At 65.6% G+C, this 19,447-nt stretch carries 19 protein-coding genes; 7 read left to right on the top strand and 12 right to left on the bottom strand.

The features are described from left to right. Positions 1-30: 30 nt before the first annotated feature. Entirely contained in the window at positions 31-564 is a 534-nt protein-coding gene (locus tag AC3FLX_RS11085; protein ID WP_488696444.1) for a YcnI family copper-binding membrane protein, read from the top strand. A gap of 74 nt (positions 565-638) precedes the next feature. On the opposite strand, the gene hslU is transcribed toward AC3FLX_RS11085, so the two are convergent. From hslU to AC3FLX_RS11065, 4 genes are all read right to left on the bottom strand, one after another. Further along, positions 639-1,970 carry an ATP-dependent protease ATPase subunit HslU gene (gene hslU / locus AC3FLX_RS11080; protein ID WP_488696442.1) on the bottom strand — a complete coding sequence of 444 codons (1,332 nt, stop codon included), beginning with the start codon at positions 1,968-1,970 and terminating at the stop codon, positions 639-641. A gap of 19 nt (positions 1,971-1,989) precedes the next feature. Further along, positions 1,990-2,526: an ATP-dependent protease subunit HslV gene (gene hslV / locus AC3FLX_RS11075; RefSeq protein ID WP_315593382.1), complete on the bottom strand. Its 537-nt coding sequence runs from the start codon at positions 2,524-2,526 to the stop codon at positions 1,990-1,992. A gap of 282 nt (positions 2,527-2,808) precedes the next feature. After that, entirely contained in the window at positions 2,809-3,795 is a 987-nt protein-coding gene (locus tag AC3FLX_RS11070; protein ID WP_488696440.1) for a tripartite tricarboxylate transporter substrate-binding protein, read from the bottom strand. A gap of 239 nt (positions 3,796-4,034) precedes the next feature. Beyond that, positions 4,035-4,946, bottom strand: a complete 912-nt coding sequence (locus AC3FLX_RS11065) for an alpha/beta fold hydrolase (protein ID WP_488696438.1) — start codon at positions 4,944-4,946, stop codon at positions 4,035-4,037. 139 nt (positions 4,947-5,085) lie between these two features. Between AC3FLX_RS11065 and AC3FLX_RS11060 the strand changes: the two genes are divergently transcribed. The 6 genes from AC3FLX_RS11060 (at position 5,086) to AC3FLX_RS11035 (ending at position 11,832) form a co-directional block, all read left to right on the top strand. Beyond that, a complete protein-coding gene (locus tag AC3FLX_RS11060) occupies positions 5,086-5,607 on the top strand; it encodes a Fur family transcriptional regulator (RefSeq protein WP_488696437.1) in 522 nt (173 codons plus the stop codon). A gap of 58 nt (positions 5,608-5,665) precedes the next feature. Next, positions 5,666-6,757, top strand: coding sequence for a CobW family GTP-binding protein (locus tag AC3FLX_RS11055; protein WP_488696435.1), 1,092 nt, complete (start codon positions 5,666-5,668; stop codon positions 6,755-6,757). Between the two features lie 343 nt (positions 6,758-7,100). Continuing rightward, a complete protein-coding gene (gene dksA, locus AC3FLX_RS11050) occupies positions 7,101-7,787 on the top strand; it encodes an RNA polymerase-binding protein DksA (protein ID WP_488696433.1) in 687 nt (228 codons plus the stop codon). A gap of 201 nt (positions 7,788-7,988) precedes the next feature. Next, on the top strand, positions 7,989-9,167 hold the full coding sequence (locus tag AC3FLX_RS11045) for a GTP-binding protein (RefSeq protein ID WP_488696431.1): 1,179 nt from the start codon (positions 7,989-7,991) through the stop codon (positions 9,165-9,167). Then, a complete protein-coding gene (locus AC3FLX_RS11040) occupies positions 9,157-9,561 on the top strand; it encodes a hypothetical protein (protein ID WP_488696429.1) in 405 nt (134 codons plus the stop codon). Before AC3FLX_RS11045 ends, AC3FLX_RS11040 begins: the two co-directional genes overlap by 11 nt. A gap of 108 nt (positions 9,562-9,669) precedes the next feature. After that, positions 9,670-11,832 (top strand): TonB-dependent receptor, encoded by a 2,163-nt coding sequence (locus AC3FLX_RS11035; RefSeq protein WP_488696427.1) that lies wholly within the window; start codon positions 9,670-9,672, stop codon positions 11,830-11,832. Positions 11,833-11,949: 117 nt separating this feature from the next. Here the strand turns inward: AC3FLX_RS11035 and AC3FLX_RS11030 are convergent, their stop codons facing one another. The 8 genes from AC3FLX_RS11030 to bioB form a co-directional block, all read right to left on the bottom strand. Beyond that, positions 11,950-12,501, bottom strand: a complete 552-nt coding sequence (locus AC3FLX_RS11030; RefSeq protein WP_488696425.1) for a GNAT family N-acetyltransferase — start codon at positions 12,499-12,501, stop codon at positions 11,950-11,952. A 2-nt stretch (positions 12,502-12,503) separates the two neighbouring features. After that, a complete protein-coding gene (locus AC3FLX_RS11025; RefSeq protein WP_488696423.1) occupies positions 12,504-13,430 on the bottom strand; it encodes an MBL fold metallo-hydrolase in 927 nt (308 codons plus the stop codon). Further along, a complete protein-coding gene (locus tag AC3FLX_RS11020; RefSeq protein ID WP_488696421.1) occupies positions 13,427-13,678 on the bottom strand; it encodes a DUF1289 domain-containing protein in 252 nt (83 codons plus the stop codon). Before AC3FLX_RS11020 ends, AC3FLX_RS11025 begins: the two co-directional genes overlap by 4 nt. After that, positions 13,675-14,187 carry a YbaK/EbsC family protein gene (locus tag AC3FLX_RS11015; RefSeq protein ID WP_488696420.1) on the bottom strand — a complete coding sequence of 171 codons (513 nt, stop codon included), beginning with the start codon at positions 14,185-14,187 and terminating at the stop codon, positions 13,675-13,677. Before AC3FLX_RS11015 ends, AC3FLX_RS11020 begins: the two co-directional genes overlap by 4 nt. 18 nt (positions 14,188-14,205) lie before the next feature. Next, positions 14,206-15,138, bottom strand: coding sequence for a hydroxymethylglutaryl-CoA lyase (locus tag AC3FLX_RS11010; protein ID WP_488696419.1), 933 nt, complete (start codon positions 15,136-15,138; stop codon positions 14,206-14,208). A 34-nt stretch (positions 15,139-15,172) separates the two neighbouring features. Then, positions 15,173-16,114 carry a 2-hydroxyacid dehydrogenase gene (locus AC3FLX_RS11005; RefSeq protein WP_488696418.1) on the bottom strand — a complete coding sequence of 314 codons (942 nt, stop codon included), beginning with the start codon at positions 16,112-16,114 and terminating at the stop codon, positions 15,173-15,175. A gap of 151 nt (positions 16,115-16,265) precedes the next feature. Continuing rightward, on the bottom strand, positions 16,266-18,308 hold the full coding sequence (locus AC3FLX_RS11000) for an acetyl/propionyl/methylcrotonyl-CoA carboxylase subunit alpha (protein ID WP_488696416.1): 2,043 nt from the start codon (positions 18,306-18,308) through the stop codon (positions 16,266-16,268). Between the two features lie 64 nt (positions 18,309-18,372). Continuing rightward, positions 18,373-19,413 (bottom strand): biotin synthase BioB, encoded by a 1,041-nt coding sequence (gene bioB, locus AC3FLX_RS10995; RefSeq protein ID WP_488696414.1) that lies wholly within the window; start codon positions 19,411-19,413, stop codon positions 18,373-18,375. Positions 19,414-19,447: the final 34 nt, after the last annotated feature.

The following is a 19,447-nucleotide window of genomic DNA, read 5'->3' as shown; positions in this document are numbered from 1 at the left end:
TGACGCACTTCCAGACACGTTGACCGATTCATGACCTCGCGCATTCTCATCGCCCTGCTGCTGGCCGCCGCCGCACCGCTGGCCGCCGCCCACATCGTCTTCGAACAGAAGCAGGCGCCCGCTGGCAGTTACTTCAAGGGCGTGCTGCTGGTGGGGCACGGCTGCAACGGCAGCGCGACGAAATCCATCACCGTGACGATCCCCGACGGCGTGCAGGGTGCGCATCCGCAACCGAAACCGGGCTGGCAGCTCGACGTGCAGCGCGCCAGGCTGGCCAAGCCGTACACCTCGCACGGCAAGACTGTGGAAGAAGACGTGCGCACGATCCGCTGGTCTGGCAATACGCTGGCCGACCAGCATTTCGATGAATTCCGCCTGCTGATGAAGCTGCCGGAACAGGGCGGCAAGCTCTACTTCCCGGTGGCGCAGGAATGTGAAGACGGCAAGTCGGAGTGGACGCAGATTCCGAGCGACGGCCAGAACCCGCGCGATCTGAAGTCGCCCGCACCGGCGCTGGAGATCATCGCCCCGGCCGGCGCCGCTCACGCCGGACACGCACACTAGTTCCGGCCGACCCAGCAGGCAAAAAAAAGCCGGCCATCTGTCCGGCTTTTTTTCTGACGACGCGGCGCGCCGCGTTACAGCACGTAGCGCGACAGGTCCTCGTTGCCCGCCAGGTCGCCCAGGCGCTCATCCACGTAGGCGGCGTCGATCGTCACGGTCTCGCCCGACGACTTCGTCGCGTGGAACGACAGGTCTTCCAGCAGACGCTCCATCACCGTGTACAGGCGGCGCGCGCCGATGTTCTCGACCTTCTCGTTGACCGAGAACGCGATCTCGGCCAGGCGGCGGATGCCGTCCGGCGCGAACTGCAGCTCAACCTCTTCGGTCTTCAGCAGCGCCTGGTACTGCTTGGTCAGGCTCGCATCGGTCTGCGTCAGGATGGCTTCGAAATCCTGCACCGACAGCGACTCAAGTTCCACGCGGATCGGGAAGCGGCCCTGCAGTTCCGGAATCAGATCGCTCGGCTTGGACAGATGGAACGCGCCCGACGCGATGAACAGGATGTGGTCGGTCTTGATCATCCCGTACTTCGTGTTGACGGTGGTGCCTTCCACCAGCGGAAGCAGGTCGCGCTGCACGCCCTGGCGCGATACCTCGCCGCCGCCCACATCGCTGCGGCTGGCGATCTTGTCGATCTCGTCCAGGAACACGATGCCGTTCTGCTCGACGTTGGCGATCGCCTTGTGCTTGAGCTCTTCCTCGTTGAGCAGCTTGGCGGCCTCTTCGTCGATCAGCAGCTTGAACGCTTCCTTGACCTTCATCTTGCGACGCGCCTTCTTGCCCTGACCCAGCCCGGCGAACATCGTGCGGATCTGCTCGGTCATGTCTTCCATGCCCGGCGGGCCCATGATATCCATGCTCGGCATGCCGGCGGACACTTCGAGTTCGATGTCCTTGTCATCGAGCTCGCCCTGGCGCAGCTTCTTGCGGAACACCTGGCGCGTGTTCGAATCCTTGTCCTCATGCTGCTGGAAGCCGATATCGCGCGGCGGCGGCAGCAGGACGTCGAGCAGGCGGTCCTCGGCCGCGTCCTCGGCCTTGGTGCGCACCTTCTTCATTTCCGATTCGCGCGTCTGCTTGACGGCCATCTCGGCCAGGTCGCGCACGATCGTGTCGACGTCGCGGCCCACATAGCCCACTTCGGTGAACTTGGTGGCCTCGATCTTGATGAACGGCGCGTCGGCCAGCTTGGCCAGACGGCGCGCGATCTCGGTCTTGCCCACGCCCGTGGGTCCGATCATCAGAATGTTCTTGGGCGTGATTTCCTGGCGCAGCGGCTCGGCCACCTGCTGGCGGCGCCAGCGGTTGCGCAGCGCCACGGCCACGGCCTTCTTGGCCTTGTTCTGGCCGATGATGTGCTTGTCGAGTTCGGAAACGATTTCCGACGGGGTCATGGTTTGCGACATGGGAATCCGTTGGGGCGCGTCAGTCGAGGGTTTCGATGACGAAGTTGGTGTTCGTGTAGATGCACAGCTCGCCGGCGATGGTCAGGGCCTTCTCGACCACGTCCTTCGGCGCCAGCTCGGTGTTCTCGATCAGCGCCTTGGCCGCCGACTGCGCGTACGCGCCGCCCGAGCCGATGGCAGCAATGCCACCCTCGGGATCGAGCACGTCGCCGTTGCCGGTGATGACCAGCGTGGTGTCCTTGTCCGCCGTGATCAGCATCGCCTCCAGGCGGCGCAGCGCGCGGTCCGAGCGCCAGTCCTTGGCCAGGTCCACCGCCGCGCGGGTCAGGTTCCCCTGGTACTTCTCCAGCTTCGCCTCGAAGCGGTCAAGCAGCGAGAATGCGTCGGCCGTGCTGCCGGCAAACCCGACCAGCACCTTGCCGTTGTAAATGCGCCGGACCTTGCGGGCCGTCCCCTTCATCACGATATTGCCGAGCGTGACCTGGCCGTCACCGCCCAGTGCGACCTGATTGCCGCGCCGGACGCTGACGATGGTGGTGCCGTGATACTGTTCCATGATGCCTTTGCGTGAGAGGTGTCAGCGGGGTAGGTGGCGCCACATGACCGGCTTTCAAGAGGCGGCCATGTCGGGCAACAGTCTTCCAATATAGGAAATCGCTGAATCGAGCGTCGGACCAGCATCGGCGGAACCAGGTTCCGTTGCCCGATGGGCGGCGAGTCCGCCAGAAATAAAAAAGGCCACGCATTTCGCGTGGCCTTTCGAGCACCGGGAGCGATCCAGCAACGGTCGGCGCCCGGTCAGCGCCCAGTCAGCGCCCAGTCAGCGCCCAGTCAGTACTTAGTCGGCGTACACACCGGCCTTCTTGATCACCGGCGTCCACTTGTTGATTTCCGCCGTCAGGAACGTGCGCAGCGAATCGGGCGTTGCACGCTGTGCCGGCACGGCTTCAGCACCGAGCTCGGCCATCTTGGCGCGGAAGTTCGGGTCCTGCACCGACTTCTGCAGCGCGGCCGACAGCTTGTCGATGATCGGCTTCGGCGTGCCCTTCGGTGCGTACATGGCGTGCCAGATCTTCACTTCCACGCCCGGCAGCCCTTGCTCGGCAGCGGTCGGGATGTCCTTGAACGCTTCCACGCGGCGCGACTGCATCGCGGCGTACGGCTTCAGCGCCCCCGCCTTGAGTTGGCCGGCGATGTTGGTGGTCTGGTCGCACATCAGGTTCACCTGGCCACCGAGGATATCGGTCAGCGCCGGGGCGGTTCCCTTGTACGGCACGGTCGTCAGTTCGGTCTGAATCGCACTCTGGAAGAGCAGGCCGCACAGGTGCGAGGCCGAACCGATGCCGGCGTTGGCCAGCGACAGCTTGCTTGCATTGGCCTTGATGTACGGAATCAGATCCTTGAACGTGGCCGGCGGCAGTTGCTTGTTGCCAACCATCACCATCGGTACGTCGGCGACTTCACCGACCATCTCGAAGTCCTTGAGCGGATCGAAGCCCAGGTTGCGGTACAGCGCCGGCGCGGTGGACATGCCGATATGGTGGATCAGGATCGTGTAGCCGTCGCCCTTGGCCTGTGCCACCTTCTTGGCACCGATGGTGCCACCGGCACCGCCCAGGTTTTCGATGACGATCGTCGTGCCCAGATGCTTGGACATGATCATCGTCAGTTCGCGCGCCACCTTGTCAGTCGGGCCGCCCGCGGCAAAAGGCACCACCGCCTGCACCGGCTTGTTGCCCGGGTATTCCTGCGCCTGCGCTCCCGTGAAAGCACCCACGCCGGCAACGGCCAGCGCAGCTGCGATATGCATTGCAACTCGTTTCATTACGTCTCTCCTGTTCCCTCTGGGATTCCCGTTCCAACGCCGCGCATGCCGCCGGGGCATCGCTATTTTTGCGTGCTCCGATCGCGTCGATCCATATCGAAAAAACGCGGTGACCATCGGCACGATGTATGGGTGGTATGCAGCGTCAAACCCCGCCGACAGGCGGAGCCGGAGGTGGATGTTAGCAATGCAGAACAAGCAGCAGGTATAGGGGCTAACCCGCGAGAAACTAGCGTTTCTTACGGGAATGTAATGAAACTGAGGATTTCTTCCAGCAGCGCGTCGGGCGATTCCTCGGGCAGGTAGTGGCCGCACGGAAGCATGGCACCGGTGACATCGGCACACACTTCCTGCCAGAGCTTCAATGGCTCGAAACAGCGCGCGACGACACCGTGCTCGCCCCACAGCACGCGCACCGGCATTTGCAATTTGCGGCCGGCCTCGCGGTCCGCGCGATCGTGGTCGAGATCGATGGTGGCGGCGGCGCGATAGTCCTCGCACATGGCGTGCACGCGCGCCGGTTCGCGCATCGCATTGATATAGGCGGCCAGGGCATCGGGCGCGAACGGACTATGCACGGAGCCGGCGTGGCGCAGGCCCAGCAGCTTGTCGACCAGGAACTCCGGCTCGGCGTTGATCAGCGTTTCCGGAAACGGCGCGGGCTGGATCAGGAAGAACCAATGCCAGTACGCCGCGGCAAACGCCATGTCGGTGGCTTCGTACATGGCCAGCGTGGGCGCGATGTCGAGCAGCATCAGGCGGCTGACCGCATCGCGGTGATCCATGCAGAGACGGTGCGCCACCCGCGCGCCACGGTCATGCGCGCACAAGGCGAACTGATGGTAACCAAGCTGGCGCATGACCTCCACCTGATCCTGCGCCATCATGCGCTTGCTATATACATCGTGCGTTGCGCTGCCGGCGGGGGCGCTGCTGGCGCCATAACCGCGCAGGTCCGTGGCGATCACCGTGAACCGGTCGGCCAGCGCCGGCGCCACCTTGTGCCATATCAGGTGGCTTTGCGGAAAGCCGTGCAACAGCAGCAGCGGCGGCCCCGAGCCGCCCCGGACTCCGCCGATCTCGACATCGCCCACCTTGAGGCGAAACCACTCGAAGTTGGGAAACAGCAGCGCGCTGGCGTCGTTCTGCATGGCAAAGTCTCCGGTTTGTCGTCTGGCCCGCCTGCCGATCATAGGCGCTTTTGGCGGCACGCTCGTGCCAGCCGGCGCACAAAGACCCTGCTTGTGCAACTGAATTGCAACTCGCCGGGGCCTATGGTTAAATCCCCGCATGAACCGCCCCACTATCCATCCGGATGCCGCCGCCGTGCCTGAAGCAGCGGCCGCCGGCAGCCTCGACGCGGCGCAGGCGCGCCTGCGCCAGCTTGGCGCGCGCGTGACGCAGCCGCGCGTGGCCATCCTGGCATGCCTGATCGACGCCGAGGCGCCGCTGACGCACCAGGCCGTGATCGACCGCCTGCCGGCCGATGGCGACGTGGACCGCGTGACGGTCTATCGCGTGTTGGACTGGCTGGTGGACCAGGGAATGGCGCAAAAGCGCGCCGGCAACGACCGCGTATTCCGCTTCACGCTGGTGGAGCACGAGGCCGCGCGCGCCGAAGTCCACCGCCAGCACAGCCACTTTCATTGCACGCGCTGCGACCGCACGTTCTGCCTGGAGTCGGCGGGCAAGTCGGTGGCGCCGAAGGTGCCGAGCGGCTTCGCGGTGGAGCACGTCGAACTGACGGTCAATGGCGTCTGCGCGGAATGCGGCAAGGTGCGCGGCGGCCACGGCGGCGACATCGATCACTGAACCAGGGCGATTTTTTCGCGCTCACTTTTTACCGGCTTCCTCCTCGGAGCAGAACAACATGTCCAAACTCGTCCCGGTCACGATCCTTACCGGCTTCCTCGGCAGCGGCAAGACCACGCTGCTCAAGCGCATCCTCAACGAGCAGCACGGCATGAAGATCGCCGTGATCGAGAACGAGTTCGGCGAGGAAAACATCGACAACGAAATCCTGGTGCAGGACGGCCGCGAGCAGATCGTGCAGATGAGCAACGGCTGCATCTGCTGCACGATCCGTGGCGACCTGGTGCAGGCGCTGTCCGACCTGATCACCCAACGCGACGAAGGCAAGTTCGATTTCGACCGCGTGGTGATTGAAACCACGGGCGTGGCCAATCCTGGCCCGGTGGCCCAGACGTTCTTCATGGACGAGGAAATTGCATCGCGCTACCTGCTGGACGCGGTCGTCACGCTGGTGGACGCCAAGCACGGCAACCTGCAGCTGGACAAGCAGGAAGAAGCCCAGCGCCAGGTGGGTTTTGCCGACACGATCTTCATCACCAAGTCCGACCTCGTTGGCCAGGAGGAGGTCGACGACCTGCGCCACCGCCTGCGGCACATGAACGCGCGCGCGCCGATCCGTGCGGTCAACTTCGGCGAAACGCCGATCGACACGATCTTCGACCTGCGCGGCTTCAACCTCAACGAAAAGCTCGAAATCGACCCGGACTTCCTGCGCGCGGACGAACACGACCATGCGCACGAGCATGGCGAGCACTGCGGCACCGACTGCGGCCACGATCACGATCACGATCACGACCATGATCATGGGCATGACCACGGCCACGCGCACGACCATCACCACCACCATCACCACACCGACCGCATCGCATCGTTCGTTTTCCGTAGCGACAAGCCGTTCCACTATGGCAAGCTCGAGGAATTCCTGTCGGGCATCCTGTCGGTCTACGGCGAAAAGCTGCTGCGCTACAAGGGCGTGCTCTATATGGAAGGCGTGGACCGCAAGGTGGTGTTCCAGGGCGTGCACCAGCTGATGGGCAGCGACATCGGCGCCAAGTGGGGCGACGAAACCCCTGGCACCAAGATGGTGTTCATCGGCGTCGAGCTGCCGCGCGACGCCATTCTGAAGGGCCTGGCCGCCTGCCTGGCCTGATTTCCTCTCCAGGTGCGCCCGCCGCCGCCTGGCGGCCGGGGCGCCCAGCCACCCCGCCTGCGCCCGCTACCCTCCCCTTGGGTGGGCAATACCGGGAAAACTCCTGTCTCTTGTGGGTCTTTCTCCCATATCTCGGAAAAATTTGTTCAAGTACAATAGGCCGGATTTGATACCGGCGGCGCACCTCTGGGCGCCATCGGTATTTGCAGGGCGGCGGTCGTCGTCAGCATGAGGCGGGGCCGCCGGCAGGCGCGGTCGTTGGCTTCGTGCGGAGACCGCCCTCCGCTTGGGGACCAACGATCGGTGCGCCGTCACTCTTCGACGCGTTGAGAGAGGTGTCCCCATGACAGCCGCAACAAAGACCAAGGAAAGCCGCAGCAAGACAGGTACCGCTGCGGCGGAGACGCTCAAGGCTTCGCCCGAAAAGGCGACGCCAGCTCCCCGCGGCAGTACGGCGCACGCCGATGCGGGCGAGGCCAAGGGAGGCACGCGAAGCAGCAAGACTGCAGCCAGCCAGAGTGAAACAGCCGCACCGCGCAAGCGGACGGCCACTGCACCCGAGCGGACGAAGACGCCGCCGGTCGCATCAACAAGAGAATCAGCAGGAACCATGAGCAGCAACAAACTTCTGACTGAAGCTGAAATCCTGAAGATGAGCGACAAGGATTACATGAACGAGGCGCAGCTCGCCTTCTTCAAGAATCGCCTTGAGCAGCTTCGCGATGAAATCCTCAAGAATGCGGACCAGACTACAGAACATCTGCGCGAAACGGTCATCGTGCCGGACCCGGCTGACCGCGCCACGATCGAGGAAGAACACGCCCTGGAACTGCGCACGCGCGACCGTGAGCGCAAGCTGCTGAAGAAGGTCGAGCAATCGCTGCAGCGTATCGAGTCTGGCGACTACGGCTGGTGCGAAGAAACCGGCGAGCCGATTGGCGTGCCGCGCCTGCTGGCCCGCCCCACGGCCACGCTGTCGCTCGAAGCCCAGCAGCGCCGCGAACTGCGCCAGAAGCTGTTCGGCGACTGATCGTCCGCGATCGACGTCGCACACGGCAGGCCCGACGCCCAGGCGGCCCGGTATACCGGGCCGCTTTGCATTTCTGGTGACGTAATTGCCTTTGTGGCGTCATGGCTACGGCACTACCATTGCGAAAGGCCGGCGCGCTGTTGCCGCCGCCAGCTTTCTGTTACAGTCGCAACTTTGTTGCAATAACCACCGTCTTCCATCATGGCCGCTCGCCTGCCCGTCACCGTGCTATCCGGATTCACCGGCGCCGGAAAGACCACCGTGCTGCATCAGCTGATGTCGCAGCCTGGCGCGCGCGTGGCGGTGGTCGACAGCCGTGCCGACCTGCTGGCCGAAGTAGACCGGCTGGCCCAGACCGGCCAGTACGACTTCGCGGTGATCGAGGCCGATCCGACCGACGAGCCGCTGGGTATCGCCGAAGGCTTTGCATTCGAAGACGCGCACGGCGAACAGGCGCCCGGCGTGGCCCATCTGGACACGCTAGTGACCGTGGTCGATGCCAGCCGCTTCCTGAAAGATTTTCACGACGCGGACTTCCTGTCGGCGCGCGGCCTGGCCGCTCACGATGAGGACGACCGCACCGTAGTGGACGTGCTGATCGAGCAGATCGAAGTCTGCGACGCCCTGGTCATCAACAAGATCGACCTCGTCGACGCCGGCCAGCTGGGCCGCCTGCATGTCGTGCTGCGCGCGCTCAATCCGCGCGCCACCGTCATCGACGCCAGCCACGGCAACGTTCACGCCGCACAGATTCTCGGCACGGGCCGCTTCGACATGGAAGCCACCCCGAACGCGGCCGGATGGCAGGCTGCGCTGCAAGGCGACGCCGTGCCCGATGCCGCTGGCATCGCCACGCTGGTCTATCGCCGCCGCCGCCCATTTCATCCGCAACGCTTTGCCGACCTGATTCACACCGAATGGATGCGCGAGCACGGCGACGTGCTGCGCTCGAAGGGCCTGTTCTGGCTGGCCAGCCGCATGGACATTGCCGGCGACTGGAGCCAGGCCGGCGGCGTATGCCGCCCCGGCGCGGCCGGCGCATGGTGGGCCGCAATCAACGCCGAAGAATGGCCGGCCGAAGGCCTGGCCCGCGCTGCCATTGAAGCCGATCTGCTCGAAGACGGCCTGCCCGCCGAATACGGCGACCGCCGCCAGGAACTGGTGCTGATCGGCGCGGACCTGGACGTGCCCGAGCTGGAAGCGCGCCTCGATGCCTGCCTGCTGACCGATGCGGAAATGGCGGCCGGCCCCGAGGCCTGGGCGGCCTACCCCGATCCGTTCCCGGACTGGGGCGACGCATTCGACGACGAACACGACCACGCGCACGATCACGATCACGATCACGGCGACGATCCGTGCGCTTGCGGACATGCGCACTGAATTCCCGCTCCTGTCCCGCTGGCGCGCGCGCGGCATCGGCCTATGGCCGGCGCTGTGGCTCGTGGCCTGCCTGCTGCTGGCGCAGCATGCGGGTCTGGTGCACCGCGTGCTGCACGGCGGACTTTCGAGCGTCGCGGCATCCGCCGTCTCCATCGAATCCACGGAATCCGACGCCGGCCACGGCGAACCGTTTTCCCTGAAACTCGGCCTCCACTCGTGCGTGCTGTTCGATGGCGCGACGTTGGCCGACACGGACACCGGCGGCTTCACGCTGCCGTCGCTCGCCTTCGGCAAGCCGGTCAAGCCGGCCAGCCTGGCGTACCGCTGGCCCGACCTGCCATCGGCGCGCCCCTTCCATTCCCGCGCGCCCCCGGCCGCATTCGCATTCGCCTGACGACAGCCGGACGCGTGGACTCATGCCACGCGCCCGCGCACGCCTGACACGGGCGCGCCGCGCGTTGACGTGGCTGCGCTCGCCCAAACCGAATTCGAATCGCGAGCCATGTACTCGAACTCCAACCGTACTCTGGTGGTGCGCCGCACCCCGCTGGCGGCGCTTGCCGCATTGATCACCGCTGGTCTGTCCTCGCATGCCTTCGCCCAGGCATCCACACCGGACGCCGCCCCCGCCGCGGCACCGGCCGCCGTCGCACAGCCCTCCGCCCCGACGCTGAAGGAAGTGGTGGTCACCGCCAACCCGCTCGGCAGCGATCTCAATGACATGGTCGCGCCGGTTTCCACACTGGGCGGCGATGCGCTGACCGTTCGCCAGGCCAGCACGCTGGGTGAAACGCTGAACAGCATGCCGGGCGTCACGTCCACCTACTTCGGCCCCAATTCCAGCCGGCCCGCCATTCGCGGTCTGGACGGCGACCGCATCAAGGTGCTGCAGAACGGCGGCTCGACGCTCGATGCCTCCACGCTGTCCTATGACCACGCCGTGCCTATCGATCCGCTCGTCGCGGAAAAGATCGAGGTGGTGCGTGGCCCCGCCGCGCTGATGTATGGCGGCAATGCCGTGGGTGGCGTGGTCAACGTAATCGACAACCGCATTCCGCGCGACCCGATCACCGGCGTGACCGGCGCGGCCGACGTCAGCGGAACGATTGGCGGCGACAAGGGCCGCAACGCCAGCGGCCTGCTGGAGGCCGGCAACGGCAAGTTCGCGGTGCACGCGGATGCCTTCGTGCGTCAAACCAGCGACCTGCGCATCCCGGGATATGCACGCAGCGGAAGCCTGCGCGCGACGCAACCGCTGCCTGAAGGCGAAACCGAGGCATACGGCAAGATTCCGAACACCAACGCCCACCAGGAAGGCGGCTCGATGGGCGGCTCGTACACGTGGGCCGACGGCTTCGTGGGCGCCAACTGGTCAACCTATCGCAACGACTACGGCACGCCCGCCGAGGCCGATGCGCGCATCAAGATGCGCCAGGACCGCTTTGCGCTGGAAGGCGAGTCGCGCAACCTGGCCGGCGCCACCAACGGCATCTTCGAATCGGTCAAGGGCAAGTTCAGCTACACCGATTACGAGCACCGCGAGATCGAGGACGGCGTAACCGGCACCACGTTCAAGAACCACGGCTGGGACGCGCGCCTGGAAGCCACGCACGGCAAGATCGGCAACATGACCGGCGTGATCGGCACGCAGTTCGGCCATACCGATTTCTCGGCGCTGGGCGAGGAAGCCTTCGTGCCAAGCACGGCCACCGACAACGCCGCGCTATTCGTGTTCGAAGAACTGCCGTTGATTTCGTCCGGCGACCTGAAGCTGAACTTCGGCGGCCGCCTGGATCACAGCAAGGTCAAGGCCAGTGCCAACGGCAACGACCGGTTCAGCGATGCCGAGCGCAGCTTCAACGCCGGTAGTGCATCGGCCGGCCTGCTCTACAAGCTCAACCCGGTGTGGACGGTCACGTCGAACCTGTCGTACACCGAGCGAGCGCCCACGTTCTACGAGCTGTATGCCAACGGGCCGCACCTGGCCACCGGATCGTTCGAAGTGGGCGACCCGAACGCCAGCAAGGAACGCGCGACATCGATCGACCTGGGCATGCGCTTCAAGCAGGGCAATCACAGCGGCAGCGTGTCGGGCTACTACAGCCGCTTCCAGAATTACCTGGCGTTGCTGAACACGGGCACCTTCCGCGACAGCGAAGGCAATGTCGTGGCGGCAGGCAGCGAAGGCGCGCTGCCCGAGCTGCAGTACCTGGGTGTGCCGGCCACGCTGTATGGCTTTGAAGCCGAGGGCAAGACGCGCCTGCTTCAGAAGATGCTGACCACCAGCGATTCGCTCGATTTCGAGGCGCGCGCCGACTATGTCCACGGCGAGAACCGCAGCAACGGCGAACCGCTGCCACGCCTGTCGCCGCTACGCCTGGGTGGATCGCTGGTCTATGCGGCCGGCCCGTGGGGCGCGCGCATCAACGTCGACTGGAACGCGCGCCAGAGCCGTGTGCCCACGGGCGACACGCCGACCGATGCCTACACGATGCTCGGCATCGCGCTGACCTACAAGATGAAGCTGTCCGGTACGCAGACGCTGTTCTACGTGCGCGGCGACAACCTCACCAACACCGAGGCACGCAGCGCGACGTCGATCCTGCGCGATATCGCGCCGCTGCCGGGCCGCAGTGTCAGGATCGGGATGCGTACGCAGTTCTGATCTCTCGGCATTGAGAGGGCATGGCGTCCAGACTGCCGATGTCGCAGCTTGATGCGCCGCCCCTCTCCCCCGGCTTCTCTCGCGCAAACGGGCGAGAGGCGACCACGACTTGACGCGCTATCGACTCATCGAAAATGACTCGGGCACCAGCGAATACACCGCCGCCGCCACGGGCCGGCCGCGCAGGATCAGGCGGTTGCGGGCTATGCATTCGAACTCGGCACCGATCTTCTCGGCGACGGCGCGGCTTGCGAGGTTGGTCTCGACTGCCACGATCTCCAGGCGCGTAAGCCCCAGCGCGTGAAAGCCGTGGCATGCCATCATCGCCGCGGCGCCCGTTGCCAGGCCACGGTGTTGCTGGCTCTGCCGAATCCAGTAGCCCAGGTTGCCAAGGTTGTCTTCACGGCGGATCTGGTTGATCGCCACCCCGCCGTACAGCTCGCGGCCGTCGGGCGAGAACACGCCGATGTCATACGCCGCGCCTTCATCCATCATGGCGGTGCACCGGTCGAACCACTCACGCGCGTCATACACGCCGTAGTCCGGACGCGCCCAGGGCATCCACAGCCCCACCGTCGACATCGATTCGCGCACGGCCATCACGAACTGCGCCTCATCGCTGGCCCGAAACGGCCTGAGCTGGAAGTCCTGGCTGCGCAGCGGCTGCATGGTCAGCCCCGGTCGATCACGAGGTCGCCATCGCGCTGCAGCGCGCCCACTTTTTCCAGCGCCTGCAGCGTCTGGTCGAACACGGTGTCTAGCGTCAGCGCGGACATGAAACGCGCATGGATGCGCTGCATCAGCGGCGTGGCGCGGAACCACGCGAACAGCGCATCGCGCGACAGCGACTGCGCTTCGAGCAACTTGAATTTCACCAGCACGCGAACCGCATGCGTGGCATTGCGCAGCGGATCGCCTTGCAGATGGTCCAGCCGGCTTCTGGCACGCGTCATCGCGCCCGACACATCGTCGAAGACACGGCCGTGACCGGGGATCACCAACTTGACGTCGAGCGCGTCGATCCGCTCCAGGATTGCGGCCTGCTCGGCGAATCCGCTTTCACCATCCAGTTCGGGAAAGATCACGCCAAAGCCGTTCTCCCACAATGCATCGCCGGAAATCAGGATGCGCTCACCCGGCGCAAACAGCATCACCGCATGTGGATCGTGGCCCGGTGCCGCAATGACCAGCCAGTCGATGCCGCCGAGCCGTACGGTGTCGCCGTCGTGCAGTACATCGTCGAACGTGAAGCGCGCGCATTGCTGGCCGGTGGCATCGAAACTCAGCGCGTCGGCATCCCAGGCCGCCACGGCCGCGGCCTCGGCGCCCGGAATGGCCGTGCGCGGTTGCCAGCGCTGCTGCAGCGCCGCGTTGCCGCCGCAGTGATCGGAATGCAGGTGCGTGTTGATCACGCGCCGCAAGGGCCGGCCCTGCAGTGCCGCTTCCACCAGCGCCACCGTTTGCGCGGCATGAGAAACGTAGCCGGTATCGACCAGCACGGTGTCCTGCGTGGCATCGTCGATGAACAGGACGTTGTTGGCCGACAGCCAGCCGCGTTCGAACACGCGCATCGATGCGGGCAATGGCATGGCGCTCATGCGGCGCTGCCCTCGCAGAGTTGCGGCACGCGCGCCGGCAGCAACGCCCACACACGCCGCCGTTCGGCGTCGTCGGCGCCAGACCACCCGGCAATCTCCTCGATGGTGCGCAGGCACCCCTCGCAGAAGCCGCTGTCTCGATCCATCTTGCAAACGCTGCGGCAGGGCGAAGGCACCGGCGAGACGATCTGCGCCGCCGCCGCGCCACGCACCATGTCAGCCAGCAGACGGCGGCGGGCCGGGGTCATGCCTGGCCCTGCGGTTGCGCCTGGTTTTGCGCCACGTCGGCCACTTCCGCGCCGGTCATGGCCTGCAACTGATGCGGCGTCAGGTTGAACACCGCGTGCGGATGGCCTGCCGCCGCCCACACGCTCTCGTACAGAAAAAGATCTGCATCGAGCAGCATCACAGGCTTCACCGCATGCCCGATCGGGCAGACACCGCCAATCGCATAGCCCGTCTTTTCGCGCACGAACCTGGCATCGGCCTTGCCCAGCGCACCGACGCGCGCGGCAACCTTCGCTTCGTCCACACGATTGCTGCCGCTGGCGATCACCAGCACCGGCACGTCGTCTTTCACACGGCGAAAAATGATCGACTTGGCGATCTCGGCCACGGAGCATCCCAGGCCCGCTGCCGCTTCGGCCGAGGTCTTGCCGGTGGCCGGCAGCATCACAACCGGTCGATCGTGGCCGATACCGGCCAGCAGTTCGGCCACACGCTGTGCGGATTCAGGAAGCGCGGAAGTCTCGCTCATGCTTGTTGTTCTCCTGGTTCAGACACAGACCGTGGCGTCGGCCGCTGCCGCCCACTTGGTCAGCAGCGCCTTGCCCACGCGCGAGCTGTTGGCGCGGCCGATGGCCTGCGAGATATAGTCGCCCGCGCGCACCACGGCTTCCAGATCGATACCCGTGTGCAGGCCCATGCCGTGCAGCATGTACAGCACGTCTTCGGTGGCCACGTTGCCGGTAGCGCCCTTGGCATAGGGGCAGCCACCCAGGCCCGCCACCGATGCGTGGAAAACCGCGATCCCCACCTCCAGGCTGGCCAGGATGTTCGACAGCGCCTGGCCGTAGGTATCGTGGAAGTGGCCCGACAACCGGTCGATTGCAAATTCGGCCGACGCGGCGCGCATGACTTCCTGCACCTTGACCGGCGTGCCCACGCCAATGGTGTCGGCGATGTCGATCTCGTCGCAGCCCAGCTCGCGCATGCGACGCACCACGTCGACCACGGCGTGAACCGACACCTCGCCCTGGTACGGGCAGCCAAGCGAACACGAGATGCTGCCGCGCAGCCGGATGCCGGCTTCCTTGGCTGCCGCGGCCACGGGTTCAAAGCGCGCGATCGATTCGGCAATCGAGCAGTTGATGTTCTTCTGCGAGAACGCCTCGCTGGCGGCGCCAAAGATCACCACTTCATCGGCACTGGCCGCGACGGCGCCTTCGAAACCCTTCATGTTTGGCGTCAGCACCGAGTACAGCGTGCCGGGCCGGCGCTCGATGCGCGCCATGACTTCGGCGCCATCGGCCATCTGCGGTACCCATTTCGGCGATACGAACGATGCCGCCTCGATGTTGACGAAGCCGGCGTCGGTCAGCTTGTTGATCAGCGCGACCTTGACGTCGGTGGGCACCATCGCCTTCTCGTTCTGCAGGCCGTCACGCGGTCCCACTTCGACGATCTTTACGTATTGGGGAATTGTCATGGTTGCCTCCTCGTTGACCGACGCGGGGCGCCGGTCAGTAACCGCGTTGCAGGTCGACCACACCGGCGATCGGCTTGCCCTCGGCCAGCAGACGGATCTTGCCGGCGATCTGGGCAATGCTGTCTTCGCGCAGCGTCAGCGCGGAAATATGCGGCGTGATCGTGATGCGCGGCTCCTGCCAGTACGGGTGGTCGGCTGGCAACGGCTCGTTGCGGAACACGTCGAGCGTGGCACCGGCGATCTGGCCATCCTGCACGGCCGCCAGCAGGTCGGCTTCCACCAGGTGCTGGCCGCGCGCCACGTTGATTACGTAGGCGCCCTTGGACAGCTTGTACAGCAGGCTCGTGTCGATGATGTCCTCGGTCTCGGGCGTCAGCGGCAGCACGTTGACCAGCACCTTCAGCCCGTCCAGGAACGCGACCTGACCCGCGTCGCCGTGGAACGACAGCACGCCATCGACGGTCTTGGCCGAACGGCTCCAGCCGCGCACCGGAAAGCCGAAGCTGGCCAGCGTGCGCGCGATATGCGAACCAAGCGTGCCGATGCCCATCACGCCGATCGTGAAATCGGCGCGGCGATGCGGCTTCAGGAACTTCCACGTGCCGGCCTTCTCCTGCACGTCGTAGGCATCGAGCTTGCGGAAGTAGCGCAGCGCGGCGGCGGTGACGTACTCACCCATCTGGGCGGCCATGCCGGCATCGTCCAGGCGCACGATCGGCACGCCGGCCGGCAGCGCTTCGGGGTCCTTGTCGCGCAGGCCCAGGATGCCGTCGACACCGGCGCCGAGATTGAAGATGGCTTTCACGTCGGTGCGGCCGCGCAGCATTTCCAGTGGCGGACGCCATACCACGGCGTAGTCCACGCTCTGGCCCTGGCTCTCTTCCCACGTCAGGCATTGCGCTTCAGGCAACACCTCGGCAAAGCCCTCGATCCAAGGCGCATAGCGGCCATCCGGCACGTACAGCTGCAACTTCATCTCGACTCCATTGTTATGTTTTGCGGGTTAGGCCAACGATTATGCGCGCTTTCCCCGGCGCCGTAGCCCGGCTGTGCGATTACCGCCAAGGGGATGGAGGCCGGCTGGTTTTGCGCCCTTCTCCCATGCAATGGGAGAGGGGCGCAAGACGTCACGCAGTGGCCGACTCTTCCACCGCAAAGGCCAGCAGTTGGGCGCCTTCGGCGACCTGCTCGCCCACGCCGTACAGCACCTCGCTGACCACGCCATCGGCCGGGGCGGCGATGGTGTGCTCCATCTTCATCGCCTCCATCACCAGCAGCGGAGTCCCGCGTGTGACCTTGCTGCCCGGTGCCACCATCACGGCGATGACCTTGCCCGGCATCGGCGCGGTCAGCTTGCCACCCTCGCCTTCCGATTCCGCGGCGTGGGAAAGCGGGTCGAGCCATTCCAGCACCGTATGGCGGCCCGCATGGAACACATGGAAGGTATCCGCTTCCACATGCACCTGGCCATGCGTACGGCGCGTGCCCAGGTCCACGCGGATGTCGTCGGCGTTGAACGTGTAGGCGAACGGCGCGGCCTGGTCGGCGTAGATCAGCGTGCTGCGGCGGGTGTCGCGCGCATCGCCCTTGAGCACCACTTCGAGCTTGTGGCCCGCGCCTTCGAAATACAGCGTGCGGGTGTCCCGCCCATTGAGCCGCCAGCCGCCCGCGTGCGTCCACGGCGAATGACGGTCGGCCTCGTCCACGCGGCGCTCACGCGCCTCGCGTTCAAGCAGCGCGGCCACGGCCAGCGCGATGGCTTCGATACCCACCGATTTCTGCGGCGGGAACAGCACGGTCTGGTTGCGTTCGATCAGGCCGGTATCGAGGTCCGCCGTGCGGAACGCCTCGGACTTCACCAGCCGCTGCAGGAACGCCACGTTGGTGGACAGCCCAACCACGTGATAGTTGGCCAGTGCCTGCGCCATGCGCGACAGCGCCTCGTCGCGGTCGCGGCCCCAGACGATCAGCTTGGCGATCATCGGGTCATAGAACGGGCTGATCGTGTCGCCCTCTCGCACGCCAGCATCGATCCGCACGCCGGCCGGTCCGTGGGCGTCGCCGCCGCGCATGAACTGCACGGCCGGCGGCGTGCGCAGAAAGCGCAGCGTGCCCGTCGACGGCAGAAAGCCCTTGTCCGGATTCTCGGCATAGATCCGCGCTTCGAGCGCGTGGCCATCGATCTTTAGCTGCTCCTGCATCAGCGGCAGCGGCTCGCCGGCGGCCACGCGCAGTTGCCATTCGACCAGATCCTGCCCGGTGATCATTTCGGTGACCGGGTGCTCGACCTGCAAGCGCGTGTTCATCTCCATGAAGTAGAACGAACCGTCCTGATTGGCGATGAACTCCACCGTACCGGCGCCCACATAGCCCACCGCGCGCGCGGCGGCCACGGCGGCCTCGCCCATCGCACGGCGTCGCTCCTCGGTCATACCCGGCGCGGGCGCTTCTTCAAGCACCTTCTGATGGCGGCGCTGCACCGAGCAATCGCGCTCGAACAGGTAGACGCAATTGCCGAGCGTATCGGCGAACACCTGGATTTCGATATGGCGCGGGCGCGTCAGGTATTTCTCAACCAGCACCTTGTCGTCGCCGAAGCTGGCCGATGCCTCACGCTTGACCGATGCCAGCGCGGCCTCGAAGCCATCGCCCGCTTCCACCACGCGCATGCCCTTGCCACCGCCGCCGGCGCTGGCCTTGAGCAGCACCGGATAGCCGATGCGGTCGGCCTCGCGGCGCAGCAGCCCGGCGTCCTGATCTTCGCCGTGATAGCCGGGCACCAGCGGCACCGCGGCTTTTTCCATCAACTGCTTGGCCGCGCTCTTGCTGCCCATCGCGTGGATGGCATCAGCCGGCGGGCCGATAAAGACGAGCCCGGCCTCGGCGCAGGCGCGCGCGAAGTCTTCGTTCTCGGACAGGAAGCCGTACCCAGGGTGAATGGCCTGGGCGCCGGTTTCCTTCGCCATCTCGATGATGTGGTCCGCACGCAGGTAGCTGTCGCGTGCGGCCGCACCGCCGATATGCACGGCCTCGTCGCAGAACGCGACGTGCCGCGCGTCCGCGTCGGCATCGGAATAAACGGCCACCGTGCGGATACCCAGCCGGCGGCACGTGGCCGCCACACGGCAGGCAATCTCGCCACGGTTGGCGATCAGGATCTTATTGAACATGGCTCCTCCCTTTGTCTCCGGTCGAGGCGAGCCAGGCTCCTTCAGAACGGCTGTGGTACGTCCCTTATCCCGCGTAACCCTCGGCGCGGATATCGAGACGCGCAAGCAGCGCGCGATCGCGCTCCGCTTGCGGGTTGCCGGTCGTCAGCAGCTTCTCGCCATAGAAAATGGAATTGGCGCCGGCCATGAAGCACAGCGCCTGCAACGCTTCGTCCATGACCTCGCGGCCAGCGGACAGGCGCACCATCGCGCGCGGCATCGTGATGCGTGCCACGGCAATCGTGCGTACGAACTCGAACGGGTCCAGCGCTTCGGTGCCCGCCAGCGGCGTGCCCTCCACCTGCACCAGGTTGTTGATGGGCACCGACTCGGGGTACGGGTCCATGTTGGCCAGCTGGGCGATCAGCCCGGCTCGCGCCTCACGCGCCTCGCCCATGCCGACGATGCCGCCGCAGCAGACGTTGATACCCGCTTCACGCACGTGGCCGATCGTGTCCAGACGGTCCTGGTACGTGCGCGTGGTGATGATCTTGCCGTAGAACTCGGGCGAGGTATCGAGGTTGTGGTTGTAGTAGTCCAGGCCAGCATCCTTCAGACGCTGCGCCTGTTCGGCCTTGAGCATGCCCAGCGTCACGCAGGTCTCCATGCCCATCGCCTTCACCTCGCGCACCATGTCGATCACCGGCTCCAGGTGGCGGTCCTTCGGGCTGCGCCAGGCGGCACCCATGCAGAAGCGCGTGGCGCCGTTGGCCTTGGCGGAGCGGGCGGCGTCGAGCACGGCTTCCAGGTCCATCAGCTTTTCGGCCGTCACGCCGGCGTCGTGGTGCGCGCTCTGCGGGCAGTAGCCGCAATCTTCCTCGCAACCGCCGGTCTTGATCGACAGCAGCGTCGACAGTTGCACGGTGTTGGCGTCGAAATTCTCGCGGTGCACCTGTTGGGCGCGGAACAGCAGGTCGTTGAACGGCAGGGCAAACAGCGCGGCCACGTCGTCCACGCGCCAGGCATCGCCTTCCTTCGGTGCGGCGGCGGCAATATTGCGCGCGGACTGGCGCAGCGATTCGGCGGAGATGGTGGCGACGGTCTGGGTTTCAGCGATTTGAGTCATTTTCGTATTACGTATTCGGTTCTTCGGGCGCGGG

It is taken from the genome of Cupriavidus sp. 291-E7 (assembly GCF_057798835.1).
This window is presented reverse-complemented; position numbering and strand designations above follow the sequence as displayed.

What these genes read in the sequence shown, in the direction of transcription:
- hslV (WP_315593382.1), bottom strand. Translation starts at nt 2,526, where the DNA reads ATGGAACAGTATCACGGCACCACCATCGTCAGCGTCCGGCGCGGCAAT.
- AC3FLX_RS11015 (WP_488696420.1), bottom strand. Translation starts at nt 14,187, where the DNA reads ATGAGCGAGACTTCCGCGCTTCCTGAATCCGCACAGCGTGTGGCCGAA.
- AC3FLX_RS11070 (WP_488696440.1), bottom strand. Translation starts at nt 3,795, where the DNA reads ATGAAACGAGTTGCAATGCATATCGCAGCTGCGCTGGCCGTTGCCGGC.
- AC3FLX_RS11000 (WP_488696416.1), bottom strand. Translation starts at nt 18,308, where the DNA reads ATGTTCAATAAGATCCTGATCGCCAACCGTGGCGAGATTGCCTGCCGT.
- AC3FLX_RS11005 (WP_488696418.1), bottom strand. Translation starts at nt 16,114, where the DNA reads ATGAAGTTGCAGCTGTACGTGCCGGATGGCCGCTATGCGCCTTGGATC.
- AC3FLX_RS11055 (WP_488696435.1), top strand. Translation starts at nt 5,666, where the DNA reads ATGTCCAAACTCGTCCCGGTCACGATCCTTACCGGCTTCCTCGGCAGC.
- bioB (WP_488696414.1), bottom strand. Translation starts at nt 19,413, where the DNA reads ATGACTCAAATCGCTGAAACCCAGACCGTCGCCACCATCTCCGCCGAA.
- AC3FLX_RS11025 (WP_488696423.1), bottom strand. Translation starts at nt 13,430, where the DNA reads ATGAGCGCCATGCCATTGCCCGCATCGATGCGCGTGTTCGAACGCGGC.
- AC3FLX_RS11030 (WP_488696425.1), bottom strand. Translation starts at nt 12,501, where the DNA reads ATGCAGCCGCTGCGCAGCCAGGACTTCCAGCTCAGGCCGTTTCGGGCC.
- AC3FLX_RS11020 (WP_488696421.1), bottom strand. Translation starts at nt 13,678, where the DNA reads ATGACCCCGGCCCGCCGCCGTCTGCTGGCTGACATGGTGCGTGGCGCG.
- AC3FLX_RS11040 (WP_488696429.1), top strand. Translation starts at nt 9,157, where the DNA reads ATGCGCACTGAATTCCCGCTCCTGTCCCGCTGGCGCGCGCGCGGCATC.
- AC3FLX_RS11065 (WP_488696438.1), bottom strand. Translation starts at nt 4,946, where the DNA reads ATGCAGAACGACGCCAGCGCGCTGCTGTTTCCCAACTTCGAGTGGTTT.
- AC3FLX_RS11010 (WP_488696419.1), bottom strand. Translation starts at nt 15,138, where the DNA reads ATGACAATTCCCCAATACGTAAAGATCGTCGAAGTGGGACCGCGTGAC.
- AC3FLX_RS11085 (WP_488696444.1), top strand. Translation starts at nt 31, where the DNA reads ATGACCTCGCGCATTCTCATCGCCCTGCTGCTGGCCGCCGCCGCACCG.
- dksA (WP_488696433.1), top strand. Translation starts at nt 7,101, where the DNA reads ATGACAGCCGCAACAAAGACCAAGGAAAGCCGCAGCAAGACAGGTACC.
- AC3FLX_RS11060 (WP_488696437.1), top strand. Translation starts at nt 5,086, where the DNA reads ATGAACCGCCCCACTATCCATCCGGATGCCGCCGCCGTGCCTGAAGCA.
- AC3FLX_RS11035 (WP_488696427.1), top strand. Translation starts at nt 9,670, where the DNA reads ATGTACTCGAACTCCAACCGTACTCTGGTGGTGCGCCGCACCCCGCTG.
- AC3FLX_RS11045 (WP_488696431.1), top strand. Translation starts at nt 7,989, where the DNA reads ATGGCCGCTCGCCTGCCCGTCACCGTGCTATCCGGATTCACCGGCGCC.
- hslU (WP_488696442.1), bottom strand. Translation starts at nt 1,970, where the DNA reads ATGTCGCAAACCATGACCCCGTCGGAAATCGTTTCCGAACTCGACAAG.